Here is a 24,491-nt window from a genome sequence, read left to right on the forward strand (position 1 = left end):
TTATGTTGCTTTTACCTCCTATTCCTCAGCTTTCAGAATTTAGCTGGGAGCGATTTTCACAGCAGTGGAATAGCCTGACTTTACAAACAAAGAAAATTGCCGACGGTGCAGGGCAAGGCGAAGAATTTAAAGCGCTTGAGCAACAGGTAAGGCAATGTGTATTAAGCAGAGATATTACACAATTAAAAAACACACTACTTAAACGCAAAGGTGTGCGTGTTTTAACTCAGTTATGGATTGATAAAGAAGAGGTAAGAAAAGGCTCATTAAACGAAGAAACAATAGATTACATTCAAGCTAAACATCCCAAACTTGGTATGTCGTCGTTAATGAATTTAATTTCTTTAGTTTATCGTTATTTTGATGCACTGGTTGATGGCAATATTTTTAATCGATTAACGCAGTGGCTTAAACAGCAAATAGAGCAACGCTTAAAAGATCGCAAAAATACAAGTGACACAATTTTGTCGGTGCTTAATCAGGCTAAATGGCTGTTTGATTTAACAGCTCCTAAGGCGTTAGTTAACCTTGCCAAAAAAAACCACTTAGACTTAAACGAACAATTAAAAAAACTACGCTTAAACGAGCTACCGCAAGGGCGTTTTTTGGATATATGCCACGCGCAATATTACCTGGATACACTGAAAGAAATTCCCGTTGGTGAGCAACATGATGTTCTGCATGAGCTATTAAAACAAGATGTTGCCACAATGCCTTTTGAAGAAGGTAAACGAATAGGGCACATAGCGCTTGAAATTATTATTGACCGCTCTCAAGGCGCACCAAGTGAAATATGGCAAAACTTTGTTCTGAATTTAGCTGGCGACCCGCGTATTGCTAATATAGCTACAAATTACCGCCAGTGGTGGAAGCCCATTGGTGAGAGTAGGGTAAAGGCGGTAACAAGCTGGCTTGCCAAAGAAGACTTGCGGTTATTTTTAGGTGCCATTGAAGAGTACGCAAATTACACCGGCGATGAAGCGTTAAATAGAATGTTCCCCGCACGTAAGCGTTTTTTAGAAGGACTTTATGAACATGGGTTTGTTCGCAATGCACGGCTAATGCTTGGAAACCAAGCGGAGCTTACAGTTAAGCGAGTACTGGGGAAGAGTTTAACTACCAGCTATATAAATCTTAAAGGCATGGCCCAAACTTCCATTATTTATTTAGATTGCGGCGATTTTCATATCATTGAAGGCTCACATAATTTTAAGCTTTGGATTTATATGGGCTTACCGAGTGAGAAGCTGAATGATTACTCTTTAAGTGAATTAAACCATTTTGCTTTAACAAATAGCTTTCCACAAGAATATAAAAAGAACTATCCAAAAGGCGAGTTAATGCCAATTCAGCACTCGCCAACCTCTTGGCAAAAAAATGCCATTGATTTTTTAACTCAAAATGGTATTGAGCTCGATTTAGAAAAGCTCTTTGATAAAGACGAATACAGAAGATATATAAATCGTTATGGACTACCTGTGGTAAGAAAAAATGTTGAAGAAAAGAATCTTTTGGAAATCAATTTATTAAATGCTTTAGAAGTGTACCAACCAATTACCGCCAAAGAGCTCGTTAAGGTTTTAAACAGTGAGTTTAATATGAAGGCTGATCGCTCAACTGTTAATTCTAAACTTTATTCAATGTTATCTCAAAATAAAGTGACCAGAGACGATAGGCTCTGTTGGGAACTTGCTTAATAAGTAAATTTTGTACTAGGAATGTTTAAAAGGGATCAGATAAAAATATGTCACTTGTTAGTTTGATAAAAGGGCTTTTGCCTAAAAATAAAAATAGTCATTTAGCAGCTGAACGATACTCTTTAGTGTATGACTCGTATGGCGTTAATTTTGCCACTGATGAAGCCTCATTCCATTGCTTAAATAATGGTGAGGGTGGGGGCCACCAGCTTATTCAGCATGTTGTACTTAAAATGCTACAAGAGCGAGATATTGCACAGCCTATACCTAATGGCTTTAGACTAGACAGCGAACAAGCATGTTTATTAGACCCAGAAGATGCAGACGTTTTAGGGCTTCCGCCTTTTTTTAATAACGACTTTGACGTTGATATTCAAGGTAGAACAACTAAAAGTAGCTTTACGCTGCAGTTGTTTGCAAAATTTGAGCAGCAAAAATATCCAGTAAAAAGAAAAGGACCCATACTTTTTTTTAGTGAGCAAACACAATATTTAATGACGCCTGAGCAGCTTAATGCTGTTTTAGCCGTAGAAGAACATTCGTCGCTTACGCCCGATGACCGCACTGAGCTAAATAATGTGTTGGCAGTTGCTAAGTTACAGCAAGCAGCTAAAGATGGGTTAAAACTAGATTTAAAACATTTTGATAAATTTGATTTAGTACAACCAAAACAAATTACCGTAACAGCAAATCAACAGGTTGATGGTAGCCTAGAGCTTAGCCCAAGCTTTGGTGATGGATCATCATCTGAAGACTTACAAAATCGCTTAGCTCAGTTACAGGGCGATGGGCAAGTAATGCGAATAAAAGACCGCATTGTTTTACTTACTGACGATAAAAAACAAGCTGTTAAAGAAGTACTGCAAAATAGAACCATTCCTGCATACAAAGTCGCAGAATTTATTAAAACCCCTTCAGCTTTTTTAGATGCGTCTATTCTTAACCTCGATCTTGGGTTTTCTCTCAGAGTTGCTGGTATTGGCAAAATGGTACACATTCCTTTTGGTCAAGACAGCGATGGCAGTAATGGCTGGTTTTCGACAAATACAGACAGTGAGCCACCAGAGCGCTTAGTTAAGTTGCTTGAATGCGAAGAAGATGTTGTATCGTTTGAGCAAAGTTACCAGCAAGCTAAAGGGCAAAATGCAGATAGTGTTGTTGTTGATGATGAGTTAATTGACATACGCGATGAGCAGCGCGTTAGCGAAACACTCGCAGAGGTAAGAGAAAATTTAGCAAATCCTTCTGATGACTCAGATACACCTGAAGTTGAAGATACTCAGGTTCGTAAAGAGCAAGTCTCCTTGTTACTAAAAGATGCAGAAGAACATAATCAAGACATTGTAAATAAAGTTGCGCAGTTAGACAGAGCTATTAGTTTTGATAGAACTAATTTAGCGCGAACACCTTTCCCTCATCAAGAGTCCGGTATTAGCTGGATGATGTCGTTACTTAAGTCAGCGCAATTAGATAACCATGATGATATGTATAGAGTACAGGGGGCTTTACTAGCCGATGATATGGGACTTGGTAAAACCTATATGACGTTAGTTATGCTGGCTGAGTACTTGTCAATGCAGAAGCAAAGCAATAAATCCGAAAAGCCTATATTAATAGTCGCTCCACTTAGTTTACTGGAAAACTGGGAACAAGAGGTTGCAGCTACTTTTAAAAACTCTCCATTTAGAGATATTAAAGTCCTGCAGTCATCAAGGGATTTGAAAGAGTTTAAAGTTCAAGGGGCTGAACGAGAGTCTATGCAACTTACGACGGTAATGAATGATTCGCATGCTGATCATAAATCTATTCGTTACGCTTTGCATGTTGGGGCTGATGCAGCAACAAAGCGTTTAGATATGGATAGACGTGTTGTTATTACGACTTATCAAACGTTACGGGATTACCAATTTTCTTTATGTGTTATTGACTGGGGAATTGTAATATTTGATGAAGCTCAAAATATTAAAAACCCAAATACTCAAGCAACGCGTGCAGCTAAAGCACTAAAAGCTGATTTTAAATTACTAGCTACAGGTACCCCTGTCGAAAATAGTTTAAGCGAGTTTTGGTGTTTAATGGATACAGCGCAACCAGGACTATTAGGCGACTGGGGCTATTTTAGAGAGCGCTGGATTAAGCCAATAAGTAGTGCTAATGAAGAAGAAAAAGCAGAGGTACGTTTAGAAGTTGGTAACGATTTACGTAATGCTGCTGGGCAGTTTATGTTACGCCGAACCAAGGAAGACGAGCTAACCGGAATGCCTACTAAAACAATAAAAACAGGTATTCATAAAGACTTGGTTGACAATATGGCATTTGCTCCAGAGTTAGCTCGTAATATGACCGGAGGTCAGTTGCTTGGCTACAACCAAATTGTTGAAGATTATAGAAAGGAGAAAGCAAAAGAGCAGGGCGGCGGCCATGCTTTAACAGTATTACAGCAATTAAGGGCTGTTAGTTTGCATCCGAGGCTTGATGAGGTTTTTAAACAGCCACCGAATAATGCCAAAGAAGCACAGCGTAATTTACAAGAGTCTGAAAAGTTACGCATGTTGTTAGATATATTGTCAGATATAAAAAACAAACAAGAGAAGGTAATTATTTTTGCGACAACTAAAAAGCTCCAGGCTGTTCTTAAAATATGCTTAGACAAAATTTATGAGCTAAATATCCATGTTATTAATGGTGATAGTAAAGCGATTGCTACAAAAAAAGATCAGCTGTCTCGTAAAGGAATGATCACTGACTTTGAAACAGAAGAAGGATTTAACATTATAATTATGTCGCCTGTAGCTGCAGGCGTTGGCTTAACAGTTGTTGGAGCAAACCATGTAGTTCATTTAGAGCGCCACTGGAATCCTGCAAAAGAAGCGCAAGCTACAGACCGTGTTTATCGTATTGGTCAAAAGAAGCCTGTGTTTATTCACTTACCCTGCCTTTTACACCCCGAATATGATTCGTTTGATGTGAACTTAGACAAACTACTAGCAAAGAAAACCATGCTAAGGGATGCGGTAGTAACGCCTGAAGTTGTAAGTGAACATGAGCTAATGTCGTCAATGGGGCTATGAGGTTAGTTGGTATCAGGAGTGGATAATAAGTTTGCAAGCTTGTGAAATAAAATTATTATATGACGTTAAGTATAATTTAACTTTTAATAGATACAGAAAATAAAACCATGCAGGAATAATTTCGAGAATAACTATATGGTGTGCAAAAATCTAATAAGCTCTTGTTTTTCAATTGGCTTTGAAACATAGCCATCAAAAAACTGTTTATAGAGCTCTTTTTGTTCGGCAAACACATTTGCGGTTAGTGCGATAATAATTTGTTTGCTATCTATTTTCTTTATTTTTTTACATGCTTCAAAACCATCCATTTTTGGCATCTGAATATCCATAAAAATTATATCAGGTGATAAAGATTCATAGAGTGAAATTGCCTCAAGGCCGTTATTTGCAATGACAATTTTTGCATGCGTAGGCGCTAGCATTGCAGTTACCACAAGCTGATTAATTTTATTGTCTTCTGCGATTAAAATTGTTTTATTTGTTAAGTCAGGAAAGTCTAAACCTTTTATATTTAAGTCAATTGGCTTTATGCTCGCTTGTTTAAGTGGCAAATAAACACTAAATTGACTGCCGACACCTAACTCACTCGTTACTTCAATTTCACCCTTCATTAAGTTGACTAATGATTTAGTGATTGGCAGGCCAAGCCCTGTACCACCATACTCTCTGGTGGTTGACGTTTCTGCTTGCTCAAAGCGTTCGAATAATCTATCAATAGTATCTTGTGAAATGCCAATTCCCGTGTCAGAAATGACGCTACAGACTCTATTATCATTTGTTAATTTAAATTCAACGGTAACGCCACCTTTATGTGTGAATTTAATTGCGTTGGAAATTAAATTTAAAAATATTTGTCTGAGCCTAACCGCATCACCGACCCAATATTTATGGTCAATATTAGAAATAAAGCGCAAGTAAATATGCTTTTCGTTTGCTGGTACACTTAAATCTGACTCTAAGTGGTTTATTAATTCGTCTAGTTCAAATGGTTTTTTTTCAAGCGACAACTTACCTACTTCAATCTTAGAAAAATCAAGTATGTCATTAATAATGGTGGTAAGCGCTCTGGTTGAATAAAGGGCTTTATTTAGAAAATCTTTTGATTTTTCGTTAAGAGGTTGCTCTTGTAATAACTGTAAAGTACCTAAAACGCCATTCATCGGGGTGCGAATTTCGTGACTCATGTTTGCTAAAAATTCTGACTTCGCTTTTGAAGCTTGTTCGGCTAACTCTTTTGATTTAGCGAGTGCATGCTCGTGTGCTATTTGATCTGTTAAATCATATGATATACCTAAATAGCCCACTATTTTTCCGTAGTCATTTAATAGCGAGGTGACACTTAAACTTATTTGGGTCTGTTTGTTATTACTATCAACATAGGTCCATTGATTGGTATCTGGCACAGTCGGTGTTGCTTTGGCTATGAATACTTCAAATCCTGGTTTTATTGGTTTATTGAGCTCTTGCGTAAGCAGCTCTGCTCTTTCGATAACTTCGTGCGCTAGATGAAAAATAGCGGGTGTTTCAATTCCAATCACTTTGCTTGCTTGATAGCCAAGCAGCTTCTCAGCGGCTGGATTAAATTCAGTGATTAAACCGTTTATATCGGTAGCAATAATAGAGTAACTTGCGCCATTTAATATACTACGCTGCAAAGTACTTATGTTTTCAATTTGCAGCGTTCGCAATTTCACTTCACTTTCTAATTGTGAATTTGCGAGTTCAAGTATTTGTTCATGTTTTTTAGCGGTATCTACTTTTAATTGTATTTTTTGCGCCTTTCGATACAAAAACAACTGTAAAGCGAAGATAAAAATCATTGTAAAAAGAGTTAAAAATACGCTATCAACCAAAGCCTGATATTTGTTGGGTAAGTGTAAGCTTTCAATAAATGCATTAGAGCCGTGAAGTGTTACTTTCCAGCTGCGGCCCATAATTTGGATTGTGTTTGAGGTGTAAAACGCTGAGTTATTGTTTTCATCACCGTACTGAAAGAATGTAAATTCGGTATCGTTATATAAATCGCTGATGGTAAGGTAGTTTTCATCTACTTGTGCAAGTGAATCTAAAATATTGTTGATTAATAAAGGCGAGTAGGCCCAGCCGATTATCGCCTCAAGGCGCTTTTCTCTGTTTGTTGGTACGGTAATGTTTTTATACACAGGGATTAAAATTAAAAAGCCTTGCTGTGTTTTTTTATCAGCTTGTACCAAGGTAATGGGGGCTGAAAGTTGAGCGCTGTTATTGATTACAGCTTTTAATGCTGCTTCTCGGCGAATAGTCTCAGATCCAATATCAAGCCCAATTGCTTGTAAATTGTTTTGTTCAGGGAAAATATATTGAATAATAAAGCGCTCATCGTTATAGCGAGACAGCTCTTTTAGATTGAATTCTTTATCAGGCCTGTCATTTTTAGCATCTTCTAAAAACTGTACTAACTGATCAGAAGGTACTCTTTTAATATAGCCAATACCATTAGCCCCAGGGAATTCGAGCGCGTAGTTACGGCTATTAGAGTAGTTTGTTATGGCTTGATAATTTAAGTTCGCAACACCTATTCCATGTATAAATCCTTTTAAGCCATATAGCCCATACTTATAAAGGTGGACTCGGTTATTTATTCCCGTTGTTAACGTTGTTAGTCGGGTGTCTAAAGCGGTTGCAATTTTAGAGTCGATTGCTTGTTGATGCTTAAGATGCTGGAAAAACGAGAAAATAATCCCGATAATCAGAATTAAAAGCTGAACAACTGTTTGCAGCACAAACTTTTTATTAGCCCAACGCGTTAGAACCATGTATACATCCTTTTTTATGTGCTTGTGTTGGACTATGAATACTTTGTGATGAAGCTAAATATAGCACTTATTTAAAAGCTTACAACCAGAATGCTTAAACTCTTTTGAACTTTAGGGATTGAATTTCTTGCAGTTTGCTTTGCTTTTAAGCAGATTAGTATAACTTACCAAGATGTATTTTTTAATACCTATTTAAACCACTCTTATGATAAAACTAAACTAAGTGCAACCAATGTTTAAGCAACGCAGATGTTAACTTTACAGCAATGGCGATCGCAGGGCCGATTTATTCACATCAATGGCCATAAGGTATTTACTAATACTGCTGGTGACATAACTAAACCTGCATTACTGTTAATACATGGTTTTCCCAGTGCGAGTTGGGACTGGGAAGGTATGTGGCAAGCGCTCAGTGAGCATTACTTTGTGATCACGCTTGATATGTTAGGTTTTGGTTTATCGGATAAACCTAAAAATGCAGACTATAAAATCACTGAACAAGCCGATTTGTATACTCAGTTTTTAAACACATTAAATATTAATGATATACATATTTTAGCTCATGATTATGGCGATACAGTGGCTCAAGAAATATTAGCAAGGCAAGTACATAATCAAAGTGCCATAACGATCAATAGTGTTTGCTTTTTAAATGGTGGACTGTTTCCAGAAGTGCACAAACCCTTATTTATACAAAAATTATTATTATCTAAGCTTGGTTGGCTAGTGCCAAAATTGATGAATAAACAAAAATTCGCCAATAATTTAGTCACTGTTTTTGGTGAAAATACACCGCCTTCAACACAGGTAATTGACACATTATGGACATTATTAATTTATAACGATGGCCTAAGTGCAATGCCAAAACTGATTCATTATATAAACCAACGCAAGCAAAACCGAGAGCGTTGGGTGGGTGCTATTATTAACAGTAATATTCCTATTACGTTCATCGCAGGCGGGGAAGACCCTATTTCTGGCAAGCACATGATTGAGCATTATAAAAAGCTTATTCCAAACGCCAGCGTTAAAGAGTTCCCAGAGCTTGGTCATTACCCGCAAGTCGAAAATGCTGATGCAATTACTCAGGCTTATTTAAAATTTAGAGAAGCCATTAAAAAACGCGGCTAATTTATGCGCCGCGCTTATAAGTTAAAGAACTCTGGATATTTAGGCTTTGAACCTTAGTATTTTTGCTTCGGTGCTTTTAGTTGTTTTTCAAACTCATCAGAAAAAAGGATAGTGCCGTCATCTTCCTCAGTAGGGAATGCAGCAATCAGTAAATCATCTTCTTCAAGCCCCGGTGTCCAGCGGCTAAACCAATCCGCAAGAGGAATTGCTTTAGCGCTGCAGCCAGCCCATTCGCCAGTTGCCCATGCTTCTGCAAATTCACGAGTTGGCCAAACGGGTACGCAGTCGTCATCTTCATTGGCAAGCATAACGCAGCCATCATCATCGTTTAAAATCCATACTTGTTTGAATTGCTGTACGGTTTCGAACATATAGGCTAGGCGTTTTTTTGCCCCAAGCCCTAAAATTACTGCTTGTTCTTCACTTAAATTTGGCGTTGTCATAATTGGCTCACTCTTAATTACTATATCTAAATTATATGCACACAAGTATATCGAGTTATATGACAGAGTGTTGAAAAGTTACTATTTAATTTCATCGTTGTAGATCTAATTTACATACATATGAGTATAAATTTGTCACTAATTTGAGCGATCATTCAAAATAGACTTGAATGTTTGTCAAAAGACCGCATTGTAGTAAGCATACTTTTAATGAAGGATTGAAAAATGACCACCGATTTACTTGCTCCGTTTAAACTAAATAACACGATTGAGCTTAAAAACCGTGTGCTTATGGCACCACTAACACGTTGTATGGCAGATGATAATTTAGTGCCAACGCAAGATATGGTTGACTATTATGCTCGCCGTGCCCAAACCGGTTTAATTATTAGTGAAGCAACGATTATTCGCCCTGACGCGCAAGGCTACCCAAATACACCCGGATTATTTACCAGTGAGCAAATTCAGGGCTGGAGAAAAGTAACAGACGCAGTGCATGCAAGTGGCGGCAAAATGTTTGCTCAACTTTGGCATGTTGGCCGTGTTGCGCATCCTCACTTTTTTGATGGTGATGTACTTGCACCATCGGCAATCGGTGTTGAAGGCTCTGTACCACGTATGCGTGAGCTTACCTACATTACGCCAAAAGCAGTTACAATTGACGATATTAAAGGCTTAGTTGCTGATTACGCAAAAGCGGCAGAAAATGCCATTGAAGCGGGTTTTGATGGCGTGGAAATTCACGGTGCTAACGGGTATTTGATTGACCAGTTTTTACATTACGCTGCCAATACACGCAGCGATGAATACGGTCAAACGCCTGAAAATATGTCGCGTTTTGCATTAGAAGTAACAGATGCCGTTATTGCTGTAGTCGGTAACGAGCGTACTGCTTTGCGCTTAACACCGGGCGCTTATTTTAATATGAGTGAAGATAGCCGTGACAAAGCTGTGTTTGATTATTTATTACCAGAACTTGAAAAAAGAGATTTAGCGTATTTACACGGCGGTATTTTTGACGACAGCACAACGTTTGATGCGCTTGAAGGTAAAACTACCTCTGAATTTTTACGTGCGGGCTACAAAGGCACACTTGTAGGTGTAGGCAGTTATAGTTTTGAAGCAGCCAAAGAGGCAATTAACGACGATAAATTTGATTTAATAGCGATTGGTCGTCCACTTATAGCAAACCCTGACTACATTAGTAAAATTGAAAATGGTGAAGAGTTAGTGCCATATAGCGATGAAATGCTTGCTGAATTAAAATAAACTACTCGTTGTAATAAGTTTTAGAAAATAATTAAGACACCTGAAGTTAAACCTTTAGGTGTCTTTTTTTATACATATTCCTGCCATAAATCTCCCATATTAGTTTAATTTTTATGTAAATAAACTCCATCTTAGCTGTCATATTTAAAACTCATACTGTGCCCGTTTTCATAATTAACACTTTTTTATAATTATTACCAAACGGGACAACAATGTACGCTTTAAAAAGTAAATCGATTTTGAGCATGGCAATTGCCATGGCTGTATCAACATCAGCTTATGCTAACGACAGCACAATAGAGGAAGTAACCGTTGTCGCTAAGCCAACTAGTTATGCTAACAATGTGATTGAGCCTGCAATGCTTGAGCAACAAAGTTCGGTATCGAGCATATTATCAGTAATAGATAACTTACCAGGTATTAGCATAAACGAAGGCGATGCATTTGGCGGTGATGATTGGTCTACAACAATTACTATGCGTGGTTTTAGTATTGATGGTAATCAACAGCAGTTAGGTATGACGGTTGATGGTATTCCAAATGGTGGTTCTAATTATGGCGGTGGCGCAAAAGTAAACCGTTATTTAGAGAGCGAAAACTTAGCAACGGTCGAGGTTGGTCAAGGTACGTCTGATATTAAATCGGCATCACTTGAAGCTCTTGGCGGAACATTTAATTTTGTAAGTAAAGCACCAAGCCTTGAAAAAGGCACTACTTTTGCTTATACCTCAGGCAGCCACGATGCCACTCGTTATTATGTTAAACACGAAACGGGCACTGTTTTTAATAATACTCAGGCATATGCAAGTTACTCACAAACTAACACAAGTCGCTGGGTTGGCTCGGGTAGTAATGGGGGTAAAGATAACCAACATGCAGAGATTAAATCGGTAACAACGCTTGCGGATTTAACAATTACTGGACGTTTATCTTACGACGACGTAAATGAAACAAACTACAACAGTGTAAGCCTTAAACAGTTTGAACAAACACCCGATTGGGATCAGCTCACATGGAACTGGACAGGGGTTCCGCATTTTGACCAAATGTTTGCAGAAGGTTGGGGGACGCTCCGTGAAAATACCTTAGGCTATTTAAAGTTTGAGTACGCGATTTCACCAACGTCACTATTAACAGTGAGCCCTTATTATCATAAAAACTCAGGCCGTGGTGATTGGATCCCACCCTATCTAGAAACACCTGTTGATGAAAATGGCAATGCAACAACTCAAGGCGGTAAAAGTGCGGGTAGTTATGGTTTTGCTGATAGCGAAGGCAACCCACTTGCACCAAATGAGGTGTGTACAGCAAGCTTAAGTTGGCCATGGGCGTCAGGCCCTAGTTTAAATCCTGCGTGCTACGATGCCACAGCAACACCCGTTATGTCTTATCGTCATACACATTACAACAAAGAGCGTTTAGGCGTCACAGCAAACTACCAAGCTACGTTTGGCATGCATGATATAGAAGCGGGTTTTTGGTACGAACAAAGTGAGCGTGATGAATCACGTGATTGGCACAAAGTTATTGATGCGCGTATTTATCATCATTTTGATAGCACACCTTACTGGACACAATACAAAAATACCTTTGAGACCGATACTTTTAAATGGTACTTACAAGATTCGATTAACTTTGGTGATTTAACGTTAAATATTGGTGCTAAGCAGTATTTAGTTGAGCTACAAAAGTACGATCACTTTGCTAATGAAAGCTCAGATAAAGTAGATAGCGATTCGGATGTTTTACTCAGTGGTGGCGTGCTGTATCAGCTAAATAATAACACTGAATTATTTGCCAGCTACAGTGAGAATTTTGCAGCAATTAAAGACGGTGTACTTGAACGAGACAGCTCGACACTTACTGAAATAGAGCCAGAAACAGCTGAAAATATTGATTTTGGTGTGCGCTACCAAGCCGATAGATTATCGCTTACAGCAACAGCCTATAGCGTTAAGTTTGATAATCGTATTACGTTTATTGCACCAGGCAGTGGTTCAGATGGGATTGATTACAGCATCGGAACTAATGGCGCTTATCTTAATGTGGGTGGTATTGATTCAGCGGGCCTAGAATTATCAGCAAGCTATATGTTAACACCAAGCTGGAACCTGTACTCGTCTTATACAAATAGCAGCTCAGAGTACACTTCTGATGATCCAAGTGCATACGATTCGAAAGGTGTATTACTAAAAGATGAAAATGGTAACGACGTAGCACCTAGCTTTAGAAATGGCGATAGTATAATTGATTCATCAGAAGATTTATTTGTCGTGTCTACAGATTACTTTAGCGATGGCTTTCGTGTTGGTTTATCGGCTAAGTACACTGGTGAGCGTTTAGGTGCATGGAATGATGAAAACACACGCTCGCGAAACAAAGTAGATGGCTACACGGTACTTGATTTTAATGCGGGCTATTCTACTGATGTAGATGCGGGCCCATTTAAAGCAATTGATATATCGTTAGTTGTTTATAACGTTACAGATAAAAGCTATTTAGCTGGTGGTACTGGTAATGGTTCTACATACTTTATTGGTGCACCACGCACTGCTGCCGTAACATTCACTGCGGACTTTTAAGTTAAAGTTTAGGATTAGCAATTGAATTAAAATAAAGCCCATCACTGATGGGCTTTGTTATATGAAAGGGCGCAAAAACACGATGAAAACGATTATAAAAGTAACAGTATTTAGCTTAAGTGTATTAGTAAGTAACTTTGCAGCAGCGCAAAATGTAGTGCTGGTAACGCTTGATGGTGTACGCTGGCAAGAAGTATTTAATGGGGCTGATAAAAACTTAATTAATAATACTGATTTTGTTAAGGAGCCAGAGCAATTAAATACGCAATTTTGGGCAAAAACTGTAAATGAGCGCCAGCAATTACTAATGCCTTTTTTAACGCAAGTAGTGGCTAAACAAGGCGTAATTATTGGCGATAGGGCTAATGGCTCTACTATGTCGGTCAGTAATCCGTGGTATTTTTCATACCCAGGATATAATGAGATTCTAACTGGCGAAGTTGACGAAAACATTAACAGTAACGACAAGGTCCTCAACCCAAATAAAACTATTTTAGAGCGTTTAGATAAGTTACCGGAGTTTAAAAACAGCACTGCTTTATTTGGTAGCTGGGATGTATTCCCATACATTGTAAATAATAAGCGCAGCGATGTTTATGTAAACGCGGGGTTTATGCCCGTTGCAGAGGATTTATTTGCAGATGCGCCACTGTTAAATGCGTTACAAAAAGAAATCCCCAGCCCTTGGCATAACGTGCGCCTAGATAGTTTTACCTATCGTTTTGCTAAAGCCTATATGTTGGCTAAAACACCTAAATTGCTAGTGATAAGTTTAGGCGAAACCGATGACTTTGCGCATGATGGTCACTACGATCAATACCTTAGATCGGCGAGGCAAAGTGACGCGTTTATAAAAGACTTATGGGCAACCATTCAAACTACAGCAGGTTATAAAAATAACACCACCCTTATTATTACCACTGATCATGGCCGTGGCAGCAACGCCGATGACTGGCAACATCACAGCTCTAAGCGTGCATTGGCTAAATCGGCACAGGGAAAAAAGGCGTTTCCTGAGGGGATTATTGGCTCTGAGTATATTTGGCTTGCAGCCATTGGACCCGCCATTAAAGGCAGTGGTCTAATTAAAACTAAAAATGAGTTTAAACAAGCGCAAGTTGCTGCCACTGTTTTAAAAGCATTAGGGCAAAATCCACACACTATTAACCCTGCTATGGCACCTGCCATTAACGAGATTTTAAAATGAAACATCTACTAAATGCATTGACTCAACCAGCGCTTTTGATCGCGCTTATAATTAGTGGCAATGCAATGGCAGCGCCATCTAAAATCCTGTTTGGTTCGTGTGGGCATCAAGATAAAAACATTCCCATATTTAATGCAATTAATAAAGAGCAAGGGGATTTGTTTATATTTCTGGGTGACAATATTTACGGCGATACCAACGATATGGATGTACTTGCCGATAAGTACCAACGTTTAGGGGCAAAGCCTGGTTTTAAAACGTTAAAAGCGCAAACGCCTATTATTGCTATGTGGGATGACCACGATTATGGTCAAAACGATGCAGGTAAAGAGTATCCGCATAAAGAGCAATCACGCCAAATTATGCTTAATTTTTGGGATGAACCTGCAAACTCAGCGCGTCGCACTCGCCCTGATGGAATTTATACCTCGTACATGTATGGTGAAAATGAGCAAACCATACAAGTAATAATGCCTGATTTGCGTTGGAACCGTGATGCGCTAAACCATGTAAGCGAGCTTGAGTATTACACTAAGCGCAAACTTAATAACCAAGGCCCATATAGTCCCAGTGAAGTAAAGGGCGCATCAATGTTAGGTGAAGCGCAGTGGCAATGGCTTGAGCAAGCGCTTAAAAAGCCCGCAGCAATAAAATTAATCGCCTCAAGCTTACAGCTTTTACCCGATTTTACAGGTTGGGAATCATGGGCAAACTTTCCTGAAGATAGAAACCGTTTATTTGCATTGATTAAAAAGCATAAAGTAAATGGGGTAGTGATCATCAGCGGCGATACGCACTGGGGTGAAATATCAAAGTATCAGCAAAACCTTGATTACCCATTAATTGAGATGACTAGCTCTGGCTTAACTGAAAAGTGGAAAGACGTCAGTCCTAACAAACACCGAGTAGGGGATTTTACTCATAACGTAAATTATGGTGATTTAAGCATAAACTGGCAGCAAACTGATCCCACTATTTCACTTAAATTAAAAGGCATTGATGGCGAAGTAATAATGCAAAGTGACTTTAGTTTATCAAGTATTAGCCCTTATAAATAAACTCACTACTACGCACAGTATATAAAATAAATGCTGTGCGTATAAAAATCTGTAAATTAGTTCTTAACTCTCTGATTTATTAATGGCAATTACCCGTTTGCGCTACCCCTAATATTGAAAATATCTTACACTGGTTTTATCTCAAGCAAGGTCAGTGTTATATGCTAAATATTATTCAATCAAACCGCATGGAAGCCCTGCAAGCGCAGTTCCACCAGCTGTTAAAAGTAAACCCATTGCAAAGCCCGTTCGACAAAGAAGTAGTGCTAGTGCAATCGCCGGGTATGTCGCAGTGGTTAAAAATAGGTTTGAGCGAAAACTTAGGGGTTGCAGCGCAGGTAGATTTTCCGCTGCCGTCGAGCTTTATTTGGCAGTTGTATCAGCAATTGCTGCCAAATGTCCCTAAAGAGTCGGCATTTAATAAGCCCAACCTTGCTTGGAAACTGTTTGCAATTTTACCAACCTGTATTGACGAGCCATTATATTTACCGCTAAAAACTTATTTAGAGGGCGATATTGACGGGCAAAAAACCTTTGCGCTGTGTGAAAAAATAGCGGATGTGTACGACCAATATTTAATGTACCGACCGCACTGGATAGCCACATGGGATAGCGGCAAAGATGAGCTTGATGATGTAGATGTAACCATTGCGCCATGGCAACCTGACTTATGGCGACGCATTGTAAAGCTAAGCCAAGAGCTTGGGCAAAGCCAATTTCATCGCGCTAATATGCAAGGGCAGTTACTTGCAGCACTTGAGACTATGGATAATAGTTTACTGCCACAACGCATTAGCTTATTTGGTATATCGGCGATTGCCAGCTCCCAGCTTGAGGTGTTTGAAGCACTGAGTAAAAAAACAGAGGTTATATTATTCTTTTTTAACCCGAGTGAGCATTACTGGGGCGATATTATAGATGAAAAAACAGCAGCTAAAATAAGCGCTAAATACGCCAAAATGCCGCTGGTGGAAGCGCAACAAAAAAAACAAACCAATCCAGACGAAGAATACTACTTTATTGGTAATCCATTGTTATCGTCGTGGGGTAAATTAGGTCGCGACTATTTTGAACAACTTGTACAGCTAGATGCTCGTTGGATTGATGGCTTTATTGATGTGTTTGACGACACCTTACTAGGGCAAGTACAAAGTGAGATTTATCAGCTTGCGTTTAAAGGCGAATCGCTGACCGATAATAAAGAGTGGTTTATAAACGACGAAGGTAAATTACCAATCAGCGCAACCGATACCAGTATTACACTAAGCGATTGCCATACACCGCTCAGAGAAGTTGAGCGCTTGCACGACTACTTACTTAACTTATTTAATCAAAACCCAACGCTTACCCCCAAAGACATAATTGTCATGATGCCCGATGTAGGCACTTACAGCCCTTACATTGAAGCCGTATTTGGTGGAGCACAAGGTAGCCGCTTTATCCCTTACGCATTGGCCGATTTAGCCATAGAGCAAGAAAAGCCTGTCCTTAGCTCATTTGCGAGTTTAGCTAACTTACCGTTTTCGCGCTTTGGTGTGTCGGATATTCTCGATTTATTACAAGTGACGCAAATAGCCGAAAAATTTGGGCTTGAAGCACACGAATATGAGCAAATTCAATATTGGCTTGAACGTGTAGGCGTTAAATGGGGTATAAACGCAGCGCATAAAAGCAGTTTTGATTTACCCGCAATCGATTTAAATACCTGGCAGCACGGGCTCAACCGTTTATTGCTTGGCATTGCTATGCGCGACGAACAATGCCCGTTTAACGGTATTTACAGCGCTGATGAAGTAGAAGGCATGGCGCTTGATACACTCAATAAGCTTGTGCATTTTATTGATGTACTGCAAAGCTTTAAAGAGCAGTTAACGAGCGATGATACGCTCACCAATAAAGCGTATATTTTAAGCGAGCTGTTAAACGCTATATACGAAAGTGAAAGCGATGACAGCTGGGACTTATTAGTATTGCAAAACGTGCTTGAAGAGTTACAAAAGCACCACGATAACGGTGATTACAGCAAAGCGGTTTCGCAGCGTATTGTCAGTTACTTAGTTAAACAAGGCATTCAAGAAAAAGGCGTAGGGCAGCGATTTTTGGTCGGGCAAGTAAACTTTTGTACGCTTATGCCCATGCGCGCCGTACCATTTAAAGTGGTATGTATGCTTGGCTTAAATGATGCCGACTACCCGCGTAACGTACAGCCTATTGGTTTTGACTTAGTGCCTTATTCTAAAAAGCAAAAAGGTGACCGATCACGTAAATTAGATGACCGTTACTTATTTTTAGAAGCACTACTAAGTGCCCGCGACAACTTATACATGAGTTGCATTGGTCGCTCGTGTTTTGATAACCAACCGCGCATGCCATCAACGCTTGTAAGTGAGTTGTTAGAATATATTGGGCGTAGTTTTGTATTAAACGAAAAGAGTGAAAAAACGCTGCCCGCATGTCTAATCAATCAGCAGCATTTACAGCCCTTTAATAGCCATTATTATTTAGCCGATGAGCAAGCTAATACTGTGCTGAGTAACCACAGTTACAACCCAATTTGGCTGCCAAGTGAGTCAATTAAACCAGAGCCAGTTATTGCACTTGATGTGACTGTGCCAGAGCAGCTAGATCTTGATGTGTTTATTAGAAGTGTGTGCAGCGCACAAGAGAGCTTTTATCAACAAACATTAGGTTTACGCCTGCCACAATTTAACGAAGTAGCAAAAGACGAAGAACCATTTAGCCTAGATGCGCTGCGGCGTTATTTTTACCTTGATGAAATACTCGAAGCAAACATAAACGAGCAACCACTAAGTACCGAGCAAATACTGCAGCGAGGTGAGTTACCTCAAGCCAATGTAGGCAGCCTCATATTTGAGAGTATGGAGCACCGAGTTGATGCGCTTGCAGGGCAAGTTAAAGAGCATATTAAAAGCGGGAAAAGTGAGCCGATAGAAGTTTTGCTTACCATTGAAGGCACCAAAATAGAAGGCTGGCTTAATCATGTTTATTTGCAAAAACAAGTGTTTTATCGCAGTGCGAGTATTAAAGCGAAAGATTTAATTAAAGGCTTTATTTATCACCTTGCAGCGCAAAGTATGGAGCATCACGTAGAAACATTGTTACTTGGGCTTGATAAGCAAATTACCTTTGCGCCAATTAATAAAGCTGATGCCGATGCATTGTTACTTGATTGGTTTGAGTTATACAAAGCGCTGCGCGCAGAGCCGGTGCCGTTTTTTCCGGTAAGTGGTTATGAGTACGTTAAAAGCGGCGGCGATATAACAAAAGCAATGAGCAAATTTAGCCCGCAATACATAGGACGAGGCGAGGGCGAAAACCCGTATATTCGCTTAACGGTGCAATCGCTAAACGACTGCCAAGACGAATTTATAAAATGGAGTGATAAATTGCTCACGCCTTTATTTAAACATGCAAAGGAGAGTGACCATGCAAGCGCTTAATCCTCTTACTATGCCGCTCATTGGTCAAAGTTTAATAGAAGCCAGTGCGGGTACAGGTAAAACCTATACGATTACGGGGCTGTATTTACGCTACTTACTAGGTATGCAAATAGAAGGTGAGTTAAATACGCCGCTCAGTGTTGAGCAAATTTTGGTAGTAACCTTTACCGACGCTGCCACTCAAGAAATTAAAGACCGCGTACGCAGCCGAATTATTGCTGCGCGCGACGCATTGCTTGGGCAAAACCCAAACGACGAACTCATTGAAGGCGTAATTGCCAAAATTGACGATAAGCACCGCGCGTTTGATTTACTCGATGCAGCTGCTAAATCGATGGACGAAGCCGCTATTTTTACTATTCATGGCTTTTGTCAGCGGATGCTAAAACAACATGCGTTTGAGTCGGGAGTGGCGTTTAATCTCGAGTTTATTTTGGACGAGCGCGACATACTGCTCGAAACCATTAAAGATTTTTGGCGTGCGTTTGTATACCCACTTAATAAAGAACGCACCGATGCTATTTTAGATGTGTTTGCCGCACCAGAGTCGTTATTTGCTCAAGTGGCCAGTATTTTAAATAAAGCCAATGCACACATTACGCCACAAATAAATTTAGAGGATGTGTGGAAAGCCCGCGATGAATATATAACCCGTGTGCCCGCATTTAAAAAAGCAGTATTAGAGCAAGAGTTTATAGGTGCTATTAAAGGCTCGGGGTTAAGCGGGTCTAAAACGCCAGCACGAAAAGGCAGCCTTGCAGCGCTTGAAGCATATTGCTTAGGTGGCGATTTGTTTTTTGAATTTGGCACTAACAAGTATTCGTTTGAAGTGTGGAGTACAGAAAGCTTAAGTGGTGCAGGCAATTATAAAAAAAATCAGCCATTATTTATGCATCCCTTACTAAGTCAGTTTGACGAGCTTGCCGCCCTTAACAACACCATAAACCAAGGGCTCAAAATAGCGGTTGTACAACATGCAGCACGCTGGGTAAAAGCTGCAATAGTTAAGCGCAAGCAAGAGCAAAGTGTGATCACCCCCGATGACTTATTGACCAATTTGCACAGCGCGCTTAATAACGAGCAAGGCGACGTACTGGCGCAAAAGATTGCGCAGTTGTTTCCGGTTGCCATGATTGATGAATTTCAAGATACCGATCCGATTCAGTACGGTATTTTTAGTAAAATTTATGGGCAACAAAATACTACGCTTGCCATGATAGGCGACCCTAAACAGGCTATTTATGGCTTTAGGGGCGCAGATATTTTTACTTATATTGGCGCAAAAGAGGCAGTGCAGACTGATCAGCAATTTACGCTGGGTACTAACTTTCGCTCAAGCACCGATATAGTCAATAGCGTTAATAGTTTATTTGGCAAACACGCTAACAGCTTTATTTATAACGACGCCATACCCTTTAACGCAGTGGCTGCTAAAGGCAAAAAAGCAGATGATTCTTTTTTAATTGATGGCAAACCCGCTACCGCATTCGAATTTAATGTATTTGTAGATGAAGCCGCCGATGAAAAGAACAAACCAACTAACAAAGGTGTAGGGCAAGCGCATTTAGCCACTCACTTTGCTAATAAAATAGTGACCCTGCTTGAAAAAGCAAAACAGGGGGACGCGTGTATTGGCAATAACCCAGTAAGTGCCGCCGATATTTGTATATTAGTGCGCGACCGTGTTGAAGCGCAAATAATGAAAAAAGCGCTTAGCGAAGCCAAAATAGCCAGCGTGTATTTATCGCGAGAAAGCGTTTTTAGCCAAGAGCTTAGTCATCACCTACTTAACTTTTTAACAGCGCTGCATGGTCAATATGACGAGTCATTGCTGCGCGGTGTTTTAGCTGGTCCATTATTTTGTTTAAGTTATAACGAAATACATGCACTCGCCGATGATGAAAATAAATGGCAAGAGCATTTAAACTTTTTTGCACAACTTAGCCACATTTGGAACAAGCAAGGCGCTATGGCAATGCTTGAGCGCTTAATGAGCCATAACCAGCTTAGCGCTAAATGGCAAGGATTGGGATATAACGTTGAGCGTTGGCTGACGGACTTTAGGCATTTGGGCGAAATACTTCAGCAAAAACAAATAGAGCTTGAAGGTACGCTGCGTTTGCTGCGCTGGTTTGCACAAAAGGTAAGCCAACAAGACGGTGAAACAGTACAGGTACGCCTAGAAAGTGACGCCAACTTAGTTAAAATTGTCACTATGCATGCCTCAAAAGGGCTTGAATACCCATTGGTATTTATGCCGTTTGCCAGTGGCTATCGCGAAACAAAAGAAGCGCTTTATCACAATAACGGCAAGCTAATTTACGATTTAAGTAAAGACGAAGATGCACTGCAAAAAGCAGAGCAAGAGCGCCTAGCTGAAGATTTACGCCTGCTGTATGTAGCACTTACTCGCGCTGTGCATTTTTGTGCGCTTGGTGTTTATAACATTGGGCAAGGGCAAAGTAGCCGCTTAGCTATGCAAAGTAGTGCACTAGGACACGTGTTATTTGCAGGGCTTGAACTTGCCAGTAGCCAAACATGGCGCACGCATTTAAGTGAGTTTTGCGACGCTAACAGCGCGATGAGCTATCAGCAATTTACCTCACAAACGTTATTAGAGCAGGGCACGCTTTGTTTTAGTAATAGCAAAATTGCCCAGCAAACATTAAGTGTTAATAGAGTAACAGCAAATATTGAGCGTAACTGGCGAGCAACCAGCTTTAGTGCGTTGAGCTTTAAAAAGCACAGCGACCAATTAGCACCAGGGCGAAGTGATGAAGATCACGAAAAAGACGAGTTTGCAGTGCAAGAGGACGAACTACCATCACCTTATAGTTTTCCTAAAGGGGCAAAGCCTGGTAGCTGTTTACACGAAATATTTGAACAAATAGATTTTACTAGCCCAATAGTTCACCCAACTAATACCGAGCAAAACTTATCTGAGGTAGTTAAGCGCAGCTTTGAAAAGTACCACATAGGTGAGCAATGGCGAGAAGTGGCTGAAAAGTGGGTACTTGATGTTCTTGCGTGTCCCCTAGATAACAGCTCTCAAGAAAACAGCCTTCTTTCATTGGGTGTGCTTACACCCAATGATTGCCTAGTCGAAATGGAATTTAATTTACCACTTGAGAGCTTAAGTGCACCTAAGCTAAACGAAATGTTGGTTAAACATTTTGGCTTTACGCAAAGTAAGCTTGAATTTTCACAAGTAAAAGGCTTGTTAAAAGGCTTTATCGATTTAATATTTTGCTACCAAGGTAAGTATTATATTTTAGATTATAAGTCTAATTATTTAGGTAGCACGCCAGCTGATTACGAGAGCGACATGCTTGAGCAAGCGATGAGCAGTCATCAGTATCATTTACAGTATTTAATTTACACCGTAGCGCTGCATCGTTTATTAAAACAACGCATAGCTAATTACTCAATTGAAACCCATTTAGGCGGCGTGTATTACACCTTTTTACGTGGGATGCCATCAGGGCAAGGCGTGTACTTTAAAAAGCTAACCGTAGAGCAAGTGATTATTTTAGATGGTTTATTTAGCCAAGGAGCCATGCTATGAGCGATTTAAATGAACAACCTGGCTTGTTTGACGAGATCGACGAGACACTAAATAATGAAGCCGCAGAGTCTCTTACTTCAAAAAATGTAGCACAAGATTCCTCATTAGAGGACATTGTGTTAAACAATGCGATTACCGAAGTACCGTTACTTGAGTATTTATTAGCGCAAAATCGACTACGTGTAGTTGATGTAAAACTCGCAGAATTACTGTGTGCTAATGACATTGAGCAAACTCATAATGAGCTGTTTTATATTATTTTATTACTTTGCTTATCGCAGCAAAGTCAGCATAGCTGCTTAACCTTAAATGAGGTTGACTGGAGCAATCCTTTTAACTTGCGCAACAGTAACTTTAATAAACTCGATGGCAATGTACCCAGTACGCTAAGCCCGTTTAGTGATGATTTTAATGTACACACAGCGCTTAGTTATTTACAAAGCCATGAAAGCGTAGGCGAAAATAAACCACTGCAACTGTTTAACGAGCGACTTTATTTTGCGCGCCTTGCAGGTTATGAGCAAACACTCGCGGATAGACTATTAAGCATGAGCGAGCGAAAGCTCAATATTAATAATGAAGTATTGGCTGAACTTTTAAATACCTATTTTCCTGCTGATTCAACAATTGAAACTGATTGGCAAAAAGTGGCGTGTGCGATTGCGGCCACCAAAGGCTTTAGTGTGATCACGGGTGGCCCAGGTACAGGTAAAACTACCACAGTGACTAAGTTGCTGGCTATTTTGCAGTCACTTTATGAAACAGCACCCCTTAGTATTAAGCTGGTGGCCCCTACAGGTAAAGCCGCTGCACGTTTAAGTGAGTCTATTTTGGGCGCTAAAAATAAGCTCACAACGATTCCTGATGATATAAAAACGCTGATCCCGCAAAGCGCTCAAACGATTCATCGCTTATTAGGCGTAAAACCGTTTACTAATAAATTCAGACATAACAAAAGCAATCCGCTGCATTTAGATGTACTAATTATTGATGAAGCCAGTATGGTCGATTTATCGCTGATGGCTAAATTAATAGAAGCGCTACCTGCGCACGCGCGATTAGTACTCCTAGGTGATAAAGATCAGCTTGCCTCGGTAGATACCGGCAGCGTAATGAGCGATTTATGCCAAGGTTTAACACTTGGGCAAACGCCAAGTTATTCGCAAGCACGTTGTAATGAGCTAAATAGTTTATGTTTTAATAATGAGCCTAAGCTCGTAGCGCAAAGCGTGAGTGAATTTAAACTCGCAGATTGCATTGCCTTTTTACAACACAGTTATCGATTTGATGCACAAAGCGGCATTGGTCAACTCGCACTTGCGGTAAATACCAATAACACCGGTATTTTAAATTACGTAGAGCAACAAAGCATTGAAGGGCGTTTTAACGATGTAATTTTAGATTACGACTTTGTAGCAAAACCGATTGAAAAGCTTGTTAAAAGTGCAGCAAGTCATTATGCAAAATACCTTAACTTAATTGCCCAAGGTGCAAATGTTGCACAAGTACATGCTGCTTTTGCTAGTTATCAGCTTTTAGCTGCGGTACGAGAGGGCGATTACGGCGTGCATAGCTTAAATCAGCGAATAGAGCGCGTATTGCAACAGCAAGGTTTAATAACAGTTAGCCCTAATACTCATCATTATACAGGCATGCCCATTATGGTGAGCCAAAACGATTATCAACTTAAGTTATTTAACGGCGATATTGGCATTTTAATGCCAGATGAAAGTGGGCAGCTCAAAGCCATATTTATTGACGAGCAAGGTAACCAGCGAGCATTTTCGCCTGCACGTTTGCCGGCGCACGATAAAGTATATGTGATGACCATTCATAAATCACAAGGCTCAGAATTTAGCTACACCGCTATGGTACTGCCACCGCTAAAACAAGCCCGTATTGGGATCAACAGGCAATTAGTGTATACGGGAATAACCCGCGCTAAAAACACCTTTGAGCTGGTGGCTGACAAAAAAGTACTGCAACTAGCGATGAATAAAAGCGTATCGAGAGCATCGGGTTTGTATCAAAGATTGAAGTTATAAATAACCTGAACACTGCTTAAGAGATTTACTAACCTATTGAATCATGGTGATATTTAAATTTTTTCTCTAGTCAGAGATTTTCAGTGGAAACAAGGCGAATTTACGCGTCAATAGCGGGCCTATTGCAAGTAAATTCAACGCAGTTAGAGAGTTATTTAATAAGCTAA

At 39.8% G+C, this 24,491-nt stretch carries 12 protein-coding genes; 10 read left to right on the forward strand and 2 right to left on the reverse strand.

Going from position 1 to position 24,491, the window contains the following annotated elements; all coding sequences use genetic code 11:
* Positions 1 to 2: 2 nt before the first annotated feature.
* Complete coding sequence (locus CWB66_RS13985; protein ID WP_138585851.1) at positions 3 to 1,697, forward strand: EH signature domain-containing protein; 1,695 nt, start codon at positions 3 to 5, stop codon at positions 1,695 to 1,697.
* Positions 1,698 to 1,744: 47 nt separating this feature from the next.
* Positions 1,745 to 4,768, forward strand: coding sequence for a DEAD/DEAH box helicase (locus CWB66_RS13990; protein ID WP_138585852.1), 3,024 nt, complete (start codon positions 1,745 to 1,747; stop codon positions 4,766 to 4,768).
* 131 nt (positions 4,769 to 4,899) lie between these two features.
* Here the strand turns inward: CWB66_RS13990 and CWB66_RS13995 are convergent, their stop codons facing one another.
* Complete coding sequence (locus tag CWB66_RS13995) at positions 4,900 to 7,563, reverse strand: CHASE domain-containing protein (protein WP_138585853.1); 2,664 nt, start codon at positions 7,561 to 7,563, stop codon at positions 4,900 to 4,902.
* A gap of 249 nt (positions 7,564 to 7,812) precedes the next feature.
* Between CWB66_RS13995 and CWB66_RS14000 the strand changes: the two genes are divergently transcribed.
* Positions 7,813 to 8,694, forward strand: coding sequence for an alpha/beta fold hydrolase (locus CWB66_RS14000; RefSeq protein ID WP_138585854.1), 882 nt, complete (start codon positions 7,813 to 7,815; stop codon positions 8,692 to 8,694).
* A gap of 53 nt (positions 8,695 to 8,747) precedes the next feature.
* Here CWB66_RS14000 and CWB66_RS14005 read toward each other — a convergent pair whose 3' ends face one another.
* The gene (locus CWB66_RS14005) at positions 8,748 to 9,137 is read right to left on the reverse strand and encodes a DUF2750 domain-containing protein (protein WP_138585855.1); all 390 of its coding nucleotides are present in this window, start codon (positions 9,135 to 9,137) and stop codon (positions 8,748 to 8,750) included.
* A gap of 225 nt (positions 9,138 to 9,362) precedes the next feature.
* Between CWB66_RS14005 and CWB66_RS14010 the strand changes: the two genes are divergently transcribed.
* The 7 genes from CWB66_RS14010 to recD all read left to right on the forward strand — a co-directional run bounded on the left by CWB66_RS14010 (position 9,363) and on the right by recD (position 24,324).
* Positions 9,363 to 10,406 carry an alkene reductase gene (locus tag CWB66_RS14010; protein WP_077537599.1) on the forward strand — a complete coding sequence of 348 codons (1,044 nt, stop codon included), beginning with the start codon at positions 9,363 to 9,365 and terminating at the stop codon, positions 10,404 to 10,406.
* A 212-nt stretch (positions 10,407 to 10,618) separates the two neighbouring features.
* Complete coding sequence (locus CWB66_RS14015) at positions 10,619 to 12,988, forward strand: TonB-dependent receptor domain-containing protein (protein ID WP_138585856.1); 2,370 nt, start codon at positions 10,619 to 10,621, stop codon at positions 12,986 to 12,988.
* Positions 12,989 to 13,070: 82 nt separating this feature from the next.
* Positions 13,071 to 14,195 (forward strand): alkaline phosphatase family protein, encoded by a 1,125-nt coding sequence (locus tag CWB66_RS14020; RefSeq protein ID WP_138585857.1) that lies wholly within the window; start codon positions 13,071 to 13,073, stop codon positions 14,193 to 14,195.
* Positions 14,192 to 15,253 (forward strand): alkaline phosphatase D family protein, encoded by a 1,062-nt coding sequence (locus CWB66_RS14025; RefSeq protein ID WP_138585858.1) that lies wholly within the window; start codon positions 14,192 to 14,194, stop codon positions 15,251 to 15,253. The genes CWB66_RS14020 and CWB66_RS14025 overlap by 4 nt, the downstream gene beginning before the upstream one ends.
* A 161-nt stretch (positions 15,254 to 15,414) precedes the next feature.
* A complete protein-coding gene (recC, locus tag CWB66_RS14030; RefSeq protein WP_138585859.1) occupies positions 15,415 to 18,714 on the forward strand; it encodes an exodeoxyribonuclease V subunit gamma in 3,300 nt (1,099 codons plus the stop codon).
* Positions 18,701 to 22,279 carry an exodeoxyribonuclease V subunit beta gene (recB, locus tag CWB66_RS14035; RefSeq protein WP_138585860.1) on the forward strand — a complete coding sequence of 1,193 codons (3,579 nt, stop codon included), beginning with the start codon at positions 18,701 to 18,703 and terminating at the stop codon, positions 22,277 to 22,279. Before recC ends, recB begins: the two co-directional genes overlap by 14 nt.
* Positions 22,276 to 24,324, forward strand: a complete 2,049-nt coding sequence (gene recD, locus CWB66_RS14040) for an exodeoxyribonuclease V subunit alpha (RefSeq protein ID WP_138585861.1) — start codon at positions 22,276 to 22,278, stop codon at positions 24,322 to 24,324. Before recB ends, recD begins: the two co-directional genes overlap by 4 nt.
* Positions 24,325 to 24,491: the final 167 nt, after the last annotated feature.

Origin of the sequence: Pseudoalteromonas sp. S558 (assembly GCF_005886635.1) — a bacterium.
GTDB lineage: Bacteria > Pseudomonadota > Gammaproteobacteria > Enterobacterales > Alteromonadaceae > Pseudoalteromonas > Pseudoalteromonas aliena.

Bases quoted from the DNA above. Each gene is read 5' to 3' on its own strand.
- CWB66_RS13985 (WP_138585851.1), top strand. From the start codon at position 3: ATGTTGCTTTTACCTCCTATTCCTCAGCTTTCAGAATTTAGCTGGGAG.
- CWB66_RS13990 (WP_138585852.1), top strand. From the start codon at position 1,745: ATGTCACTTGTTAGTTTGATAAAAGGGCTTTTGCCTAAAAATAAAAAT.
- CWB66_RS13995 (WP_138585853.1), bottom strand. From the start codon at position 7,563: ATGGTTCTAACGCGTTGGGCTAATAAAAAGTTTGTGCTGCAAACAGTT.
- CWB66_RS14000 (WP_138585854.1), top strand. From the start codon at position 7,813: ATGTTAACTTTACAGCAATGGCGATCGCAGGGCCGATTTATTCACATC.
- CWB66_RS14005 (WP_138585855.1), bottom strand. From the start codon at position 9,137: ATGACAACGCCAAATTTAAGTGAAGAACAAGCAGTAATTTTAGGGCTT.
- CWB66_RS14010 (WP_077537599.1), top strand. From the start codon at position 9,363: ATGACCACCGATTTACTTGCTCCGTTTAAACTAAATAACACGATTGAG.
- CWB66_RS14015 (WP_138585856.1), top strand. From the start codon at position 10,619: ATGTACGCTTTAAAAAGTAAATCGATTTTGAGCATGGCAATTGCCATG.
- CWB66_RS14020 (WP_138585857.1), top strand. From the start codon at position 13,071: ATGAAAACGATTATAAAAGTAACAGTATTTAGCTTAAGTGTATTAGTA.
- CWB66_RS14025 (WP_138585858.1), top strand. From the start codon at position 14,192: ATGAAACATCTACTAAATGCATTGACTCAACCAGCGCTTTTGATCGCG.
- recC (WP_138585859.1), top strand. From the start codon at position 15,415: ATGCTAAATATTATTCAATCAAACCGCATGGAAGCCCTGCAAGCGCAG.
- recB (WP_138585860.1), top strand. From the start codon at position 18,701: ATGCAAGCGCTTAATCCTCTTACTATGCCGCTCATTGGTCAAAGTTTA.
- recD (WP_138585861.1), top strand. From the start codon at position 22,276: ATGAGCGATTTAAATGAACAACCTGGCTTGTTTGACGAGATCGACGAG.